Genomic DNA, 16,200 nt, shown 5'->3' on the forward strand with positions numbered 1-16,200 from the left:
CAGAGCCGGTGGGGGGCAGGCCGAGCGCCTGGCCCCCCACCTCTCTGTCGGCCCGTACTACCGGCCAGCGGGCCTGGGGGAGTGTCAGAAGCTGCTGACCAGCTTCACGAACGCCTCGTCGATCTTGGCGGGGTCGGTGGCGTCGAAGGCCTTGCCCGACGACGCCTTGGCGATCCGGTCCAGGGTGGCGAAGTCCGACTCCCGGTCCAGGGCGATGCAGAACACCTTCACCGGACGCCGCGGGTCCAGGGCCACCTCGGCGAGCAACCGGGCCAGGTCGTTGTCCTTGCTGTACTCGTTCTTGCCGTCGGTCAGCACCACGATCGCGTTGATCCGCTGCGGGTCGTACCGGTCGAGCAGTTCTCGGTGTGCGGCCCGGATCGTCGCGTAGAGCGCGGTATCGCCAGCGACCTGCAGGCCCGCGAGTTTGCTGTTGATCCGCTTCTGGTCGAACCCGCCGAGCGGGACCTCCTCCCGGTAGGGGCTCTTCGGCCGCTGCTGCGTCTCCGAGGAGAACGACCAGAGACCCACCCGGTCTTCGGTGTTGAGCAGCGCGAGACCCTTGCTCGCCGCCGCCGAGGCCACCTGGAAACGGGTACGGGTGCCGACCTTCGCCAGCATGGACCCCGAGGTGTCCAAGGTGATCAGGATGTTGGCCTTCTTGCGGAGCGTGCGCCAGCCGTCCAGCATCGCGCTGACCACCTGCGGTTCCGGTGGCTCGAAGTAGTTCAGCCCGCCGGTGGGCTCGGCGCCGACGCTGGCGAGCAGCTCCGCCGAGGCGCGGCGCTCATGGTTGCGGAAGCCGAGACGGGCGAAGCTTTCCTGCTGCGCGCCCTCGGTCAGGAACTTCTGGAAGTCGGCCGCTGCCGCGCGCTGCCGCTCATCGGCGGTGGGCAGCACCACGAAGGGGTGGTCCAGGTTGAACGTGCCCTCCTTGGGATGGACGGCGACCAGCGGGACGTTCGGCCGGCGGCCCCGCTCCTGCCCTTCCTGCCGAGGGCTGAGCGCGCCCGTGTTGTAGAGGTCCACCAGCTCCTCCTGCAGGACGATGGCACTCATGTCGTCAGTACTGCCCGCCCCGCCGGCCAGGTCCGCCTCGGCGAGGCTGCGCAGCAGGTCCACCGAGTCGTCGCTGTAGTGCGACACGTTGGCCTCGATCCGGCGGACGAACTGGGTGACCGCCGGGTCGGCCAGGTCGGACTGGGTCAGGTCATTGGCCCGTTGCACCGCCGCGTAGTAGGTGGCGATGGTCGCCGCCAGCCCGGAGGTGGACAGGTTCGGGTTGTCCTTGCCGAAGGTGAAACGGCCCCACTCCGGCTTGCCGAAGTCCGCCCACCCGTCCCGCCCGGAAAGGCCCAGGATCTCACCCCAGCCCAGCGACCCCCGCTTGCCTACGAGTTCGGCCTTGGGCTGTGGCATCGCGATCACCAACGGGCTGTTGGCGATCGACGGGTAGTCGTCCGGAGTCTGCAGCTCCCGCCCGGCGGCTTCGTCGAGCAGCCGGAGCTGGCCGGTCCACAGGCTCGACGTGGGCAGCCAGACCTGTGGCTGCGGCAGGCCGGTGTGGGTCCAGCCGGTGGCCAACGCCTCGGTGGCCTTGCCCGAGTTCAACGCGCTGACGTGCACCCGGGCGCAGCCACCGCCCTTGATCGACCGGTCGCTCACGTTGTAACGCTCGGCCAGGTCTACCAGCAGAGCCGCCTTCTCGGTCGAAGAGTTGACCTGGAGGATGGTGGCGCAGTCGCTGCCCGCTTGGCGCTGTCGGACGAACACGAACGCCCCGGCGATGACCACCAGCCCGGCGGTGACGGCGGCGGTGTACGGCAACCACTGCCGCGTACGCGTAGCGGGTGGGGCCATCGGGAGTCCTCCTCGGCGGGCGGCTGGTGGCAGTCAACCTATCGATGCGGCGCCAGTCGGCGACCCCGACCCCGGCGCACCGGTCACCAGCGGTCGGACCGCCTCCCGAGGGCCGTCGCGACCAGCAGTCGAACCAGGTAGACCACGACGAAGGCGACCGCACCGACCGCGGCGGCCGGGCCGACAGCGCTCGACGCTACGTAGCCGGCGGCGGCGCCAACCGAACCGAGGAAGAGCGCTGTCGAGATGCCCCAGGCGTCAAGGGCCTCACGACGCAGCCGCCGCAACGCGCCGCCGCCTCCAGCACCAACGCCCGGCTCCGTCGCCGGCACGTGCGCCGGCTGGGTTTGCACCGGCAGGTGCGCCGGCTCAGCCGGTCGGGCCTGGGTCGGCAGCGTCGGCCGGGCCGGTACCTGCGGCTGCGTCGCGCTCGGTTGCGGTGCCGTCGGCGTGACCTGGGGGAGCGGTTGGTTGGGAGTCGGCGCGCCCGCGGTCTCGTTGCCGACCTCGAGCAGGCTCTCCCGACGTAGCGGCGCGGTGACCCTGCCGTCCTGCCGAAGCAGCCGCACCAACACGCGCTCGGCAGCCGGCCGGTCCGCCGGCTCCTTGGCCAGGCACTCCCGGATCAGCTCGTCCAGAACGGGAGGCATCGCCGGCAGGTCGGGCGGATCGTTCAGCACCCGGTGCATCACGGCGAAGAGCGAGTCGTTGCCGAAGGGTGGCCGACCACCGGCGGCGAAGGCGATGGTGGCCGCCCAGGCGAAGACGTCGCAGGGTGGACCGATCGCGTCGTTGCGGAACCGCTCCGGCGCCATGTACGCGGTGGTCCCCATGACCCGGCTGGACGCCGTTTCCGTGTTGCCCAACGCCCGGGCGATACCGAAGTCGATCACCCGGGGACCGTCCTCGCCCAGCACCACGTTGTCCGGCTTCAGATCGCAGTGCACCACCCCGGCACTGTGGATCGCCGCGAGCGCCGTGACGGTGCCGACCGCGAGCCGGTGCAGGGCGTTACCGGTCACCGGACCACGCTCGCGGACGTGCCGGTGCAGGGTCAGGCCCTCGATGAACTCACTGACCACGTACGGCCGCTCGCCGTCCACCTCCGCGAAGAGCACCTGCGCGGTGCAGAACGGGGCGACCCGGCGGGCGGCGGCGATCTCCTTGACGAACTGCGACCGCGCCCGTGGATCACTCAGATCGACGTTGACCATCTTGACCGCGACCCGGTCACCGGCGTCGTCCTCGCCGAGATAGACGACCCCCTGCCCACCCGCGCCCAACCGCCCGACCAGGCGATACGGGCCGGCGGTGACCGGGTCGTGCGTCCACAGTTTCGCCAACCCTGGCACCGGCGGGCCGGCCAGCTCTGACATCCCGACTCCATCAGTGTCGTGCCCGGCCACCGGCGGCGCAGGACACGGCCATCGTGCCATGTCGGCCGCCGAGGACCGAGGACGTCCGACCGTGGACAGTTCCGCCCACCGTCGAACCCCAGCGGGTCCAGCGCCCTAGGTCCCGGGAATGGGCGGCCTGTCATCGTGGTGTCTCGTCGAGGTCATTGCCGTCGGTTGTCGCAGTACATCCGAATCAGCTGCCCGATCGGTGTGATCCGATGGTGGTTGGCGGCGGATGACCAGCAGGGCGATGTCGTCGGTGGGGTGCTCCTCCGCGGTGGTGGCCATGATGTGGTCGCACAACGCCTCGGCTGGCCCGGACTGCACGGCGCCGGCGAGGCGCTCGATGCCGGTGTCGATCAGCTCGTTGCGACGTTCGACCAGTCCGTCGGTGTAGAGGACGAGTGCCGCGCCCGGCGGTAGGTCCAGAACGGTGGTGCGGCGATTGGTTGATGGTCGGCCCACGCCGAGTGGCCGGTCCACCGTCAGGTTGACAGGCCGGGTGGGATGGCCGGGGACGGCCAGCAGTGGTGGCAGATGGCCTGCTGAGGAGAGGTGCACCCTCGTGCGGTCGGGTGTGATCAGGGCGTAGACGGCGGTGGTGAGAGTGCCCGCTTCGAAGTGGTGGATCTTGCGGTCGAGGGAGGTCAGCGCCACGGCGGGATCGCCGGAATCGAGAGCGTAGGCGCGTAGTGCGCTGCGGATGCGTCCCATGACGACGGCGGATGGCAGCCCGTGGCCGGAGACATCACCGATGACGGCGCCCAGCCAGCCCGAGGGCAACGTGAACACGTCGTACCAGTCGCCGCCGATGCCCAGGTCGTGGCCGGGCACGTACCGGGCGGCCAGGTCCAGGCCGGGGATGTCGGGTAGTCGGCCGGGTAGCAGGCTGTGTTGCAGGGCCAGCGCTGCCTGCCGGTCGAGAACCTGTGCTCGGGCCTGACCTGCCAAGCCGGCGCGATCGGCAACGAGCTGCAACAGCCGCACGTCGTCGGCATCGAACCGCCGCAGGGCCAGAGAGCCGACGTGCAGTACGCCGACGAGGTTGCCGTTGACGAGCATGGGCACGCCCAGCAGGGCACGTATGCCCGTGGCGAGCAGGATCGGGTTCACCACGTCGTCGGGCGTCACGTTGTCGATCGTGACCGGGGCGCGTGTCGCTGCCACTCGGCCGGCGAAGCCGCGCCCGACCCGGATGCGGAAACCGCGGCGTACCTCCTCCTCCAGGCCCTTGGCCGCGGTCGCGACGAGCTCGCCGGTGTGGTCGTCCAGCAGCAGGATGGTGGCGGTATCGACCTTGAGCAGGTCCCGGACCCGTTCAAGGAGCTCGTCGAGCAACTCGGCGATGTTGAGCCCCGACAGAGCGGCGTCGGTGATCGCCTCGATACGTCTCAGCCGCTCCTCGTTCGTCACCAGGTCGGCATCGGTCACCCCAGCAGCCTAGACGCCGGCACGCCGTCGACGGCACGTCAGGAGCTAGATCAACAGTGTCGTGCCGTCGGCGTGGGGTATCTTCCCAGGCTCCATGTCCGTCCGACAGGGGGGAATCGATGGTGAACCCGCCGCTCGATCACCATGCCCCCGCTGCCAGGAAGCCTCTGTTCTCGACGTCGTTCACCCTGGCCGACCTCAACCGCGTCCGACACGAGGTCGAGGCCGTCAGTCGCCGGTGCGGCCTCGACAACGACGAGATCGAGAACTGGGTCACAGCGGTCAACGAACTGATGATCAACGCGATTCGGCACGGCGGAGGCAGAGGTGACCTACGCCTGCTCCTGAACGGTCAGCTCACCTGTGAAGTCACTGACCAGGGACGGGGCTTCCACCCCGCTCGCTACGTTCCGTGCGCCGAGCGACCGCCCCTGTCCGACACCGGAGGAATGGGCCTCTGGGTGGTCGGGAACATGGCCGACTACCTCCTCGTCGACAGCGGCCCCTCAGGCACCACCATCCGCATCGCGGCTCGCACCTGCGGATAGCCATTTCACGGTCCTATCTGGAGCGTGAGCGGGTGTACCGTCGCCGCATGACGGTGCTGCAGGAGTTTGTCGCCGCTCTCTCCAGCGGCCGGATCCAGGTTGTCGACCTCACCGCTCCGCTCTCGGACCAGACCCCGATCCTCGGTCTGCCCGAGCAGTTCGGCCAGACCTGGCCGTTTCAGCTCAGCGAGATCAGCCGGTACGACGACCGGGGTCCGGCCTGGTACTGGAACAACTTCTCCACCGGCGAGCACACCGGCACCCACTTCGACGCCCCGGTGCACTGGGTCACCGGTCAACAGGGTGCGGACGTGTCGCAGGTCCCGGTGAGCCAGCTGATCGCCCCGGCGGTGGTGATCGACCACGCCGCCGACGCCGCCGACAATCCTGACTTCCTGCTCGAGGTCGAGCACGTCAAGGCGTGGGAGGCGCAACATGGCGCCCTGCCCCCCGGTGGCTGGCTGCTCTACCGCACCGGCTGGGACGCGTACGGCGACGACCCGGAGCGGTACGCCAACGCCGGCCGCTCCCCGGGCATCTCAGTGGAGTGCGCCCGCTGGTTGGCCGAGGAGTCGCCGATCCAGGGCGTCGGGGTGGAGACGGTCGGGACCGACGCTGGGGCCGCGCACTCGTTCGACCCGCCGTTCCCGTGCCACTCGTACCTGCTCGGCCAGGACAAGTACGGCCTGACCCAGCTCCGTAACCTGGCGCAGTTGCCGGCGACCGGCGCGGTGGTGATCGCCGGGCCACTGCCGATCGTCTCCGGCTCCGGCAGCCCGTGTCGGGTCCTCGCTCTCGTCGAACGGTAGGCCGGGCCACCGATGCGGGTAGCCGAGGTGGTCGGGCGGGTCCTGTACGCACACGGCGCACGGCACGTCTTCGGGGTGGTGGGCAGTGGCAACTTCCATGTCACGAACGCGCTCGTCGCGGCCGGCGCCCGGTTCGTGGCGGCGGCCCACGAGGGCGGCGCGGCCAGCATGGCCGACGGGTACGCCCGCACCGCCGGGACTGTGGGACTGCTCTCGGTGCACCAGGGGCCAGGCGTCACCAACGCGCTGACCGGCCTCACCGAGGCCGCGAAGAGCCGTACCCCGATGGTGGTCCTGGCCCCGGAGGCGACAGCGCCGCTGTCGAACTTCTTCATCGACCTGCCGGCGCTCGCCGCCGCGGTCGGGGCCGACTTCCACCGGGTACGCGCGACGCACGCGGCCGAGGACGCGGGCGCGGCGTACCGGGCCGCCGCCCGGGGCGCGACAGTGGTGCTGGGCCTGCCGTTGGACGTGCAGGAGGCCGTGACCGAACCGTGGTCCGGCCCGGTCCCCACGGCCGCGCCGACCCCGGTCACCGCCCCGCAGCTCGAGCCGTTGCTGGCCGCGCTCCAGGCCGCCCGTCGACCGGTCTTCATCGCCGGTCGGGGCGCCCGGGCAGCCCGGGAACCGCTGACCCGGCTCGCCGACGCGTGCGGCGCGCTGCTCGCGGTCTCGGCCGCGGCGAAGGGACTGTTCGCCGGGAACCCGTGGAACCTCGACGTGGCCGGTGGCTTCGCCACCCCGCTCACCGCCGAGCTGATCGGCACGGCGGACCTGGTCGTGGCGTGGGGCAGCACGCTGAACATGTGGACCACCCGGCACGGCGAACTGATCCCGCCCTCCGCCGTCGTCGTCCAGGTCGACCACGAGCCGGCCGCGTTCGGGGTGAACCGTCCGGTCGACCTGACAGTGGCCGGCGAGGTGTCGGCGGTCGCCGAGGCGCTGCTCGCTCGGCTGAGCGTCGGCGCCACCGGGGCCGGGGACGCCACCACCGGCGGCTGGCGTACGCCGGAGCTGGCCCGACGGATCCGTGACCACTGCCGGTGGCGGACGGTTCCCTACCAGGATGAGAGCGCCGGAGCGCCGGCGACGATCGACCCGAGGACGCTCTCGACCGCCCTGGACGACCTGCTGCCGGCCGACCGGACGGTGGTGGTCGACTCCGGCAACTTCATGGGCTACCCGTCGATGTGGCTCGACGTGCCGGACGTGGCCGGATTCTGTTTCACCCAGGCGTTCCAGTCGGTCGGGCTCGGCCTGGCCAGTGCGCTCGGCGCGGCGGTCGCCCGCCCGGACCGGCTCACCGTCGCCGCGGTCGGCGACGGTGGCTTCGTCATGTCCGCGACCGAACTGGTCACCGCCGTCCGGCTGGCGCTACCCCTGCTCGTGGTGATCTACGACGACGCGGCGTACGGGGCCGAGGTGCACCACTTCGGCCCGGACGGGCACCCGCTGGAGACTGTCACCTTTCCCGAGACCGACCTGGCCGCGATCGCCAGGGGCTACGGGTGCGACGGGTTGACCGCCCGGACCGCCGCCGATCTCGCACCGGTACGCCACTGGCTCGCTGGTCCCCGTACCCGGCCGCTGGTGATCGACGCCAAGGTCAGCGCCGCGCGCGGCTCCTGGTGGTTGGAGGAGGCGTTCCGTGGCCACTAGGCCACCGCCGCGCGTAGGGGCGGGCCAACCTCCCATGCTCCCGAGCGCCAGCCAGTCGGTGACAGGGCGTCATAGCTGACGTACGTTGGCGCGATGGCCACTCTTTGGACCCTGGGATGCGATGCCGACGATCCCCAGCGGATCGCTGCTTTCTGGGCGTTGGCCCTCGGCTATGTCAAGGAACCCGGCTTCGATGAGCCCGACAACGCGTCCATCGTCGATCCGGACGGCAGGGGCCCTGCCATCAGCTTCCTCAAGGTCCCCGAGGGTAAATCCGCCAAGAACCGTATGCACATCGACATCCGGGTGGCCGGTCCAGGTTCCGGGGACATGGCCGAGCGCGCCCAGTTGATCCGGCAGAAGGTGCCGGATCTGGTTGCCGCCGGCGCGACTGTGGTCCGCGAGGAGTGGTACGGCGACGTCCTCGGGCACGTCGTCATGCTCGACCCCGAGGGCAACGAGTTCTGCGTCGCGTGATGCCATGATCACTGCCGCGGCGGCGCTGCGGCCAGCCGATCGGGCAGCGCCGGCGGGACCGTTTGCCGGGGGAGCCGGAGGGTAGTGGGAATTCATGACTACGCCTGAGCAGAGCCAGCAGGAGAGGGCCCTCGAGACCGGCGCGGTGTATCAGGACGCCGAGGGGCGCCGAACGACGGATCCCGGCTCCGGGGCCGCGCACGCCGACAGTGAGGCCGACCGCAACGCGGAGCACCTGAGGCGGGGCGAGGTTGGGCCACGCGTCCCGGAGGAGTAGTGGGCAGGGGTGTGTGGAAAGCACCTGGGGGTAGCGGTAGGGGTCGAGGGCTGACCGGCGGCTACCTCGACGGCCGGCACCCGTGCCGGCGATGCCATTGACGCTTGCCGACGGTGGCGTCAGACGTACCTCGTGCGCAGCCGACCCGACCCCGCCCAGGGTGGACGCGCATACGCCGGCCGTTCGGGAGCAGGTGGCAGACTCATCGGCGTGGACGACGTGGCCGCATCGACGGTGGATGGTGAGCTGGAGAGCGTCAGCCTGGTGGACCTCGCCGTCTCTCGGCTGACCCGGGAAATCCTCAGCGGCAAGAGCGACCCGGGCGAGCGCCTGGTGGAGGAACAGTTGACCCGGCGGCTGGGGATCAGCCGGGCTCCGTTGCGGGAGGCGCTGCGGTTGCTGGCCCAGCAGGGGCTGGTCGAGCACGTGCCCCGGCGTGGAGTCCGGGTGGCCACCCTGTCGGACCGCGACGTGCAGGAGCTGTACGAGCTGCGTGACGTGCTGGAACGCTTCTCGGTGCGGGCGGGGATCCCGGTCGCTCGGGACAGCGACCTCGCCGGATTGCGAGCGACACTCGATCAGTTGAGGGAGGCGACCCGGGCCGGTGACCGGATGGCGGTCGCCGAGTCGCACCGGGAGTTCCACGTGGCGCTGGTGGCGCTCGCCGGCAACCGGCAGCTCTCCGCCGTGTACGGCTCGATCCTGGTGAAGCTTCAGCTCTACATGGCGATCAACCTGCGCCGGGAGGCGGAGCTGGCGCAGCCGCTGGACGGGGTCCACCGGCACGAGCGCTTGTTCGAGGCGGTCGCCGGGGGAGACCCGGAGGAGGTGCTCGCCGTGCTCTCCGGGCACGGCGCGCGTTCGTACCTCGGCTAGCTGAGGTCAGCCAGGGCCGGCGGTCTGCGGCCACGCGCTGTCATGTCGTCGTTACGTGCCGCGCGGTTTCCTGAAACAGAACAGTCGACAATCGACTGTATGCCAGAGCGAACGAGGTCCATTGCGGAGCTTCGGTCGGCGTACCGCGAGGGCGGCCTGACCCCGGCGGACCAAGCCGAACGCGTCCTGGACGGGCTTGCCGGGCGTGACGACGGGCCGGTCTGGATCAGCACGGTCCCGGCCGACGTCCTGCGTGAACGCGCTGAATCGCTGACCCGCCACGGGGATCACGCGCTGCCGCTGTACGGGATCCCGTTCGCGGTCAAGGACAACATCGACGTGGCCGGCATGGTCACCACGGCGGGCTGCCCCGACTTCGGGTACCTGGCCGCCGAGGACGCTCCGGTGGTGCGCCGGATCCTCGATGCCGGCGCGCTGCTGGTCGGCAAGACCAACCTCGATCAGTTCGCCACCGGCCTGACCGGCGCGCGCTCGCCGTACGGCAGTTGCCAGAGCGTGTTCGGCGGCGGCCTCATCTCCGGGGGCTCCAGCTCCGGCTCGGCGGTCGCGGTGGCCGCGGGCCAGGTCAGCTTCGCCCTGGGTACGGACACCGCCGGCTCCGGCCGGGTGCCGGCGGCACTCAACGGGATAGTCGGCCTCAAGCCCACCCGGGGTCTGCTCAGCACGGCCGGTGTGGTGCCCGCCTGCCGCTCACTGGACTGCGTGTCGGTCTTCGCCCCCGACGTGGCCGGCGCCCTCGACGTGCTGCACGCCGCCCGTGCCGTCACCCCGGCCGACCCCTGGGGACGTCCCTTCCCGGCCGAGCGGGTCGTGCCCCGCCCGCCGGGGACGCTCCGCCTCGGGGTGCCCCGGGCAGAAGACCTGGAGTTCTTCGGCGACACCGGGCAGGAGACCCGCTTCGCTGCGGGCGTGGAACGGCTGCGCACCTTCGTCGGGTCCCCCCGGTCGGTGCCCCTCGGCGCCTTCTTCGAAGCGGGCGACCTGCTCTACCAGGGACCCTGGGTGGCCGAGCGGCTCGTCGCCCTGGACGGCTTCCTGCGCTCGCACCCCGAGTCGGTCCTCGCGGTCACCCGGGCCGTACTGGAGACCGGGCGGCGCTACGACGCGATCGACGCCTTCCGGGGTCAGCACCGCCTGCGCGAACTGCGAGCACAGGTCGACCAGCTCTGGCAGGACATCGACGTACTGGTGGTGCCCACCGTCGGCACCACCTTCACTCTCGACGAGATCGCCGAGGACCCGATCGGGCGGAACGCCATGCTCGGCCGCTACACCCAGTTCGCGAACCTGCTCGATCTGGCCGCGGTGACCGTACCCAACGGGTTCACCAGCTCCGGCCGCCCGGCGAGCCTGACCCTCATCGGCCCGGCGTTCAGCGACACCACAGTGGCCCGGCTGGCCGCCACCCTCACCGAGGGCGGTGCGCCGCCCGGCGCGGTCGAGGCCGTTTCACCGCCGTCCCAGCGCTCGGCGGAACTGCTGGTCGCCGTGGTAGGCCGGCACCTCACCGGTGAGTCCCGCAACGGCGAGTTGCTCGGGCACGGCGCGATCCTCGCCGGCACCGCCCGCACCGCACCGCTCTACCGGCTGTACCGGATGGACACCCCCGACGGCGAGGGGCTGCCCGGCCTGGTCCGGATCGGACCGGACGGCTCGACGGGCCACCCGATCGAGGTCGAGCTGTGGCGGCTGCCCAGCGCGGCGCTCGGTGGCCTGCTGGCCGGCGTGCCGGCACCCCTCTCGCTCGGCTGGGTCCGACTGCACGACGGGCGGGACGTGCTCGGTTTCCTCTGCGAAGCGTATGCGGCGGGCCCACCGGCCGAGGACATCAGCGCCAGCGGTGGGTGGCGGGCGTACCGCCGATCCGCGGCCCAGCGCTGACGCGGCAGTACCAGCGATCACGACAGGAGGCGAGAGGATGGGCAGCATCGGGCCGGTCACGGCCAACCCCTACCCGTGGCCCTACGACGGCGCGGCGGACACCGCGCGTACAGCGCTGCTCTGCATCGACTGGCAGACCGACTTCTGCGGACCGGGCGGCTACGTCGACGCAATGGGTTACGACATCGGCCTCACCCGGGCCGGCCTGCCGGCCACTGCCCGGCTGCTGGAGCACGCACGATCGCTCGGGATGCTTGTCGTACACACCCGGGAGGGACACGACCCGCAGCTGTCGGACCTGCCGGCGAACAAGCGGTGGCGTTCGGCGCGCATCGGCGCCGAGATCGGCGCCGCCGGACCGGCCGGCCGGATCCTGGTCAGAGGCGAGCCGGGCTGGGAGATCGTGCCCGAGGTGGCCCCGGTGTCCGGTGAGGTGATCATCGACAAGCCGGGCAAGGGCGCCTTCTACGCCACCAACCTCGACCTGGTGCTCCGCACCCGGGGCATCACCCACCTGATTCTCACCGGCATCACCACCGACGTCTGCGTGCACACCACAATGCGCGAGGCGAACGACCGTGGGTACGAGTGCCTGATCCTCTCCGACTGCACCGGCGCCACCGACAAGGCCAACCACGACGCGGCACTGCACATGGTCACCATGCAGGGCGGCGTCTTCGGCTGCGTCACCACCTCCGACGACGTCATCGCCGCCACGGCCAAGTGAGGTGCGCCCATGTTGACCATCGCCGCCGCGCGACCCGGACCGTACTCCTTCGACCTCTCGACCACGGCGCTGCTCGTCATCGACATGCAGCGCGACTTCCTGGAACCCGGTGGGTTCGGTGAGAGCCTGGGCAACGACGTCGGTCAGTTGCGCCGGACCATCGCGCCGCTCGCGGCGCTGCTGGCCGACGCCCGAGCCGTGGGCCTGAGCATCCTGCACACCCGCGAGGGGCACCTGCCCGACCTGTCCGACTGCCCGCCGGCCAAGCTCAGTCGTGGCGCGCCGAGCAAACGGATCGGTGACCCCGGACCCAAGGGCCGCATCCTGGTCCGTGGCGAGTACGGCCACGACATCATCGACGAGCTGACGCCGCTGCCCGACGAGCCGGTCATCGACAAGCCCGGCAAGGGCGCCTTCCACGCCACCAACCTGGACGTCCTGCTCACCGAGCGGGGCATCCGCAGCCTCCTGGTCGCCGGGGTCACCACCGAAGTGTGCGTGCACACCACCGTCCGGGAGGCCAACGACCGCGGGTACGAGTGCCTCGTGCTCGCCGACTGCGTCGGGTCCTACTTCCCCGAGTTCCACCGGATCGGACTCGACATGATCGCCGCCCAGGGCGGCATCTTCGGCTGGGTCGCCGACTCGGCGCAGGTACGCGCCGCGCTGCCCACCACCCCCGTTTTGCAGCCCTCCTCCTGACCGGGAGCAGCCATGACCTCGACCAAACCCACAGTCGTCCCGCTCCCGTACTGGGTCCGCGGCGACACCAACGCGTTCTTCGGTTTCGGCGTCAACGTCCTGGTCAACGTGCTCACCCTGACCGGGCTCTGCCTCGCCGTGGTGAACCTTCCCGAGGGGGAGGTGTTCGGCACCATCCTGCCGGCGCTCGGCATCGCCCTGGTCGCCGGAAACATCTACTACACCTACCTGGCCCGCCGGCTGGCCCGACGGGAGAACCGCACCGACGTGACGGCCCTGCCGTACGGGCCGAGCGTGCCGCACATGTTCATCGTCATCTTCGTCATCATGCTCCCCATCTACCTGCGCACCCAGGATCCCGTACGGGCCTGGGAAGCCGGTCTGGCGTGGGCTTTCATCATCGGCGTGATCGTGTTGATCGGCGCGTTCGTCGGGCCGTACATCCGCCGGTACGCGCCCCGGGCCGCGCTGCTCGGCACCCTCGCCGGAATCTCCATCACGTTCATCTCGATGAACCCGGCCGGGCAGATGTGGCGGATGGCCTGGGTCGCGCTACCGGTCTTCGCGTTGCTGCTGATCGGTCTGTTGACCGACGTGAAGTTGCCGTTCAACTTCCCGATCGGGCTCGCCGCGCTGCTGCTCGGCACCGCGATCGGCTGGGCCGGTGGGGCGATGTCGGTGCCGGACGTGACAGCCGCGGCCCGGGACATCGCGATCGCCGTCCCCTCGTTCAAGCTGGATCTGCTCTTCACCGGGCTGGCCGACATGGCGCCCCTACTGGCGACGGCGATTCCGCTCGGGGTCTACAACTTCACCGAGGGCATGACGAACGTGGAGAGCGCGGCCACCGCCGGGGACAACTACAACCTGCGCAGCGTGCTGCTCGCCGACGGTGCGGGCGCGGTGATCGGGGCCGCGCTCGGCTCGCCGTTCCCACCGGCCGTCTACGTCGGGCACCCTGGTTGGAAGGCCGCCGGTGGACGCAGCGGCTATTCGATGGCGACCGGTGTGGTGATCGCGCTGCTCTGCTTCCTCGGCATGTTCGGACTGCTCGGCGCGATCTTCCCGACGGCCGCGATCGTGCCGATTCTGCTCTACATCGGACTGCTGATCGGGGCGCAGGCGTTCCAGGCGACCCCCAGGGCGCACGCCGCGGCCGTGGTCGCTGCGCTGATCCCGAACATCGCGGCCTGGGCCACCGGGCAGATCGACAACACCCTGGCGGCGGCCGGTACCACCGCCGCGGCGGTCGGCGACGATGCGCTCAACGGCGCCGGCGTGATCTACGACGGGCTGCTGGTGCTGGGTCAGGGTGCGATCCTCGCCGGCCTGGTGCTCGGGGCGGTGGTGGTCTTCATCATCGACAAGCGGTTCGCGCGAGCCGCGATCTTCGCCGGCTCCGGCGGGCTGCTGTCGTTCATCGGGCTGATCCACGGCGAGCGGATCGAGTGGAACGCCAATGGTCAGGTCGCACTCGGCTACCTGTTCGTCGCGGTGATCTGTGTGGTGTTCGCTCTGGGCCGCCCCACGCCCCGCGAACCCGACCCGGAGGAGGTCGATCCGGACCGGAAGCCCGGCCTAGCGGACCCTGTCACCGGTCGGTCGGCCGATGAGCAGCGGACATCGGCGCTGAGCGGCTGACCGGTCGGCCCGGTCGGGGGCGTCACGGCTCTCGACCGGGCCCGCGAGTTTCCTGACCGAACGGACGAAGGGACGTACCGCATGGAGATCGACCGGACGGACGTGGTCGCCGAGGTGGCGGCGGCCTTCGCCGGCTACGAGCGGGCGCTGGCCGACGGCGACGCGGACCTGATCTGCGGGTACTTCCGGGATTCCGAGCGGACGGTGCGGTTCGGCCTCGCCGACCATCAGTACGGGCTTGACGAGCAGCGCAAGTGGCGCGCCGCGCAGCCGCCACTGCCGGCCGGTCGCCGGCTGGTCGACCCGATCGTCACCGCGTTCGGCCCGGACCTGGCGGTCGTGACAACCCGATTCGGGTACGCCGGCACCGCCGCCACCGGGCGGCAGACCCAGACCTGGGTACGACTGCCTGTCGGCTGGCGGATCGTCACCGCGCACGTCTCGGTATCCGCCGCGCCCACCGCCTGACGGCAACGCGCCGCCCGGGAAAGGACCCGGGCGGCGCGTCTCCGACATGGCGGGCGTTGCCTGGTGCGGTACTAGGCGCGCCTGGCCCACTGCTGGTTGGCGCCGCCGTGGCAGGCCCAGAGGTGAAGTTGCGTCCCGTTGGCCGTGCCGGATGCGACGGCGTCGAGGCACAGCCCCGATTGGGCGCTGGTGATGGTGCCGTTGGAGTTCAGGTTCCACTGTTGGTTGGCTTGGCCGTTGCAGTCCCAGATGAGGACCGCGGTGCCGTTGCTGCTGCCCGCGCCGCTGGCGTCCAGGCACTTGTTGCCGTAGACGGTCAGGGTGCGGTTGGCGGTGTGGGTCCAGCGCTGGTTGGTGCCACCGTGGCAGTCCCACAGTTGCGGGCGGGCGCCGTTGGCGGTGCTGGAGTTGGGGATGTCGATGCACCGGCCGGACGGGCTCCCAACGATCAGGACGTTCTGCTGCCCTGGCGGCGGGGTGGTCGGCGGGGGAGTGGTGGGCGGCACGTCCGACCCGAACTGGGTGAAGAAGCGCCACACCTCCTGCTTGACCCAGCTTCGCGCGCCGCTCTCACAGCCGGCGCACCCGTCCACCGGGCCCTGCTGATGGCCGCCGTCGAACGCGGCCCAGAGCACCGGGTATCCGGGCTGGCAGGAGTACGCGGTGGTGATGTGGGTCAGGCTGCCGGCCCTCGGCTCGGGCGGGCTCTGTGCGGCGCATCCGTTGTTGCGGACGAACCTGTCGCGAAGCGACCGTCCGCTGGGGATGTTGTCGTTGATGCCGTGGATCCCCAGGTACGCCACGGGCTGGGTGCCGCCGCTGCATCCGCTGATCGCCCCCGGGGCCGCGATTGCCGCGACCGCACGGAACACCGTCGGCCGGGAACACGCCAACGAGTAGCTCATCGCGCCGCCGTAGCTGAACCCGACCGAGAAACGTTGGGTGGTGTCGACGCAGAGAGCGTTGTCGATCACGCGGATCATGTCGTCGGTGAAGGTGACGTCCTCACCGTTGGAGTTGCCCCAGCCGTTGTTGAGGCCCTGCGGGGCGACGAAGATGGTGGTGTTGTTCGCCTGCGACTGCATGCCGTAGTAGGCCCACGCGGCTCCGTCGGAGCCGCCGCCCGCGACCTGGCTGGCGGTGCCTCCTAACCAGTGGAACCCGAAGGCCAGCCGGTGGGCGTAGGTGTTGTTGTAGTTGTCCGGCAGCCGAAGGATGAAGCTGCGGCTCTTCCCGCTGCTCTGGATGGTGTGGGTGCCGCTGTTCAGTCCGGGCGCCTTGCCGCAGCCGGCAGTGGTGGCCGCCGCCGCCGGCGCGACGGTCGTGAGGACGTACGTTCCGACGGCGATCAGAACCATCACCGCCATGGCTGCCCCCAGCCAGGGGGCGGAGAGTTTGCGAAGTGGCACGGTTGAGCCTCCTTGTG

14 protein-coding genes are annotated in these 16,200 nt (G+C 70.7%); 10 read left to right on the plus strand and 4 right to left on the minus strand.

Going from position 1 to position 16,200, the window contains the following annotated elements; genetic code table 11:
• Positions 1 to 84 precede the first annotated feature (84 nt).
• The 3 genes from OG598_RS05900 to OG598_RS05910 all read right to left on the minus strand — a co-directional run bounded on the left by OG598_RS05900 (position 85) and on the right by OG598_RS05910 (position 4,688).
• Entirely contained in the window at positions 85 to 1,860 is a 1,776-nt protein-coding gene (locus OG598_RS05900) for a substrate-binding and vWA domain-containing protein (RefSeq protein WP_328653406.1), read from the minus strand.
• Positions 1,861 to 1,943: 83 nt separating this feature from the next.
• Positions 1,944 to 3,236 (minus strand): serine/threonine-protein kinase, encoded by a 1,293-nt coding sequence (locus OG598_RS05905; protein WP_328653407.1) that lies wholly within the window; start codon positions 3,234 to 3,236, stop codon positions 1,944 to 1,946.
• A 135-nt stretch (positions 3,237 to 3,371) separates the two neighbouring features.
• Positions 3,372 to 4,688, minus strand: a complete 1,317-nt coding sequence (locus OG598_RS05910; RefSeq protein ID WP_328653408.1) for a PP2C family protein-serine/threonine phosphatase — start codon at positions 4,686 to 4,688, stop codon at positions 3,372 to 3,374.
• Between the two features lie 119 nt (positions 4,689 to 4,807).
• Between OG598_RS05910 and OG598_RS05915 the strand changes: the two genes are divergently transcribed.
• The 10 genes from OG598_RS05915 to OG598_RS05960 all read left to right on the plus strand — a co-directional run bounded on the left by OG598_RS05915 (position 4,808) and on the right by OG598_RS05960 (position 14,774).
• Positions 4,808 to 5,236 (plus strand): ATP-binding protein, encoded by a 429-nt coding sequence (locus tag OG598_RS05915; protein ID WP_328653409.1) that lies wholly within the window; start codon positions 4,808 to 4,810, stop codon positions 5,234 to 5,236.
• A 47-nt stretch (positions 5,237 to 5,283) separates the two neighbouring features.
• Positions 5,284 to 6,045, plus strand: a complete 762-nt coding sequence (locus OG598_RS05920; RefSeq protein ID WP_328653410.1) for a cyclase family protein — start codon at positions 5,284 to 5,286, stop codon at positions 6,043 to 6,045.
• A gap of 12 nt (positions 6,046 to 6,057) precedes the next feature.
• A complete protein-coding gene (locus OG598_RS05925; protein ID WP_328653411.1) occupies positions 6,058 to 7,704 on the plus strand; it encodes a thiamine pyrophosphate-binding protein in 1,647 nt (548 codons plus the stop codon).
• Positions 7,705 to 7,797: 93 nt separating this feature from the next.
• Positions 7,798 to 8,181 carry a VOC family protein gene (locus OG598_RS05930; protein WP_328653412.1) on the plus strand — a complete coding sequence of 128 codons (384 nt, stop codon included), beginning with the start codon at positions 7,798 to 7,800 and terminating at the stop codon, positions 8,179 to 8,181.
• 487 nt (positions 8,182 to 8,668) lie between these two features.
• Positions 8,669 to 9,334: a GntR family transcriptional regulator gene (locus tag OG598_RS05935; RefSeq protein WP_328653413.1), complete on the plus strand. Its 666-nt coding sequence runs from the start codon at positions 8,669 to 8,671 to the stop codon at positions 9,332 to 9,334.
• Between the two features lie 99 nt (positions 9,335 to 9,433).
• Positions 9,434 to 11,236 (plus strand): allophanate hydrolase, encoded by a 1,803-nt coding sequence (atzF, locus tag OG598_RS05940; RefSeq protein WP_328653414.1) that lies wholly within the window; start codon positions 9,434 to 9,436, stop codon positions 11,234 to 11,236.
• Positions 11,237 to 11,273: 37 nt separating this feature from the next.
• Positions 11,274 to 11,963: a biuret amidohydrolase gene (gene biuH / locus OG598_RS05945; protein WP_328653415.1), complete on the plus strand. Its 690-nt coding sequence runs from the start codon at positions 11,274 to 11,276 to the stop codon at positions 11,961 to 11,963.
• Between the two features lie 9 nt (positions 11,964 to 11,972).
• Positions 11,973 to 12,665 carry a cysteine hydrolase family protein gene (locus tag OG598_RS05950; RefSeq protein ID WP_328653416.1) on the plus strand — a complete coding sequence of 231 codons (693 nt, stop codon included), beginning with the start codon at positions 11,973 to 11,975 and terminating at the stop codon, positions 12,663 to 12,665.
• Positions 12,666 to 12,677: 12 nt separating this feature from the next.
• Positions 12,678 to 14,306, plus strand: a complete 1,629-nt coding sequence (locus tag OG598_RS05955) for a regulator (RefSeq protein WP_328653417.1) — start codon at positions 12,678 to 12,680, stop codon at positions 14,304 to 14,306.
• 81 nt (positions 14,307 to 14,387) lie between these two features.
• A complete protein-coding gene (locus OG598_RS05960) occupies positions 14,388 to 14,774 on the plus strand; it encodes an AtzH-like domain-containing protein (RefSeq protein WP_328653418.1) in 387 nt (128 codons plus the stop codon).
• Between the two features lie 71 nt (positions 14,775 to 14,845).
• Here the strand turns inward: OG598_RS05960 and OG598_RS05965 are convergent, their stop codons facing one another.
• Positions 14,846 to 16,132: a ricin-type beta-trefoil lectin domain protein gene (locus tag OG598_RS05965; RefSeq protein ID WP_328655281.1), complete on the minus strand. Its 1,287-nt coding sequence runs from the start codon at positions 16,130 to 16,132 to the stop codon at positions 14,846 to 14,848.
• Positions 16,133 to 16,200: the final 68 nt, after the last annotated feature.

This window comes from Micromonospora sp. NBC_00330, from assembly GCF_036136635.1.
Taxonomy (GTDB): Bacteria; Actinomycetota; Actinomycetes; order Mycobacteriales; family Micromonosporaceae; genus Micromonospora; species Micromonospora salmantinae.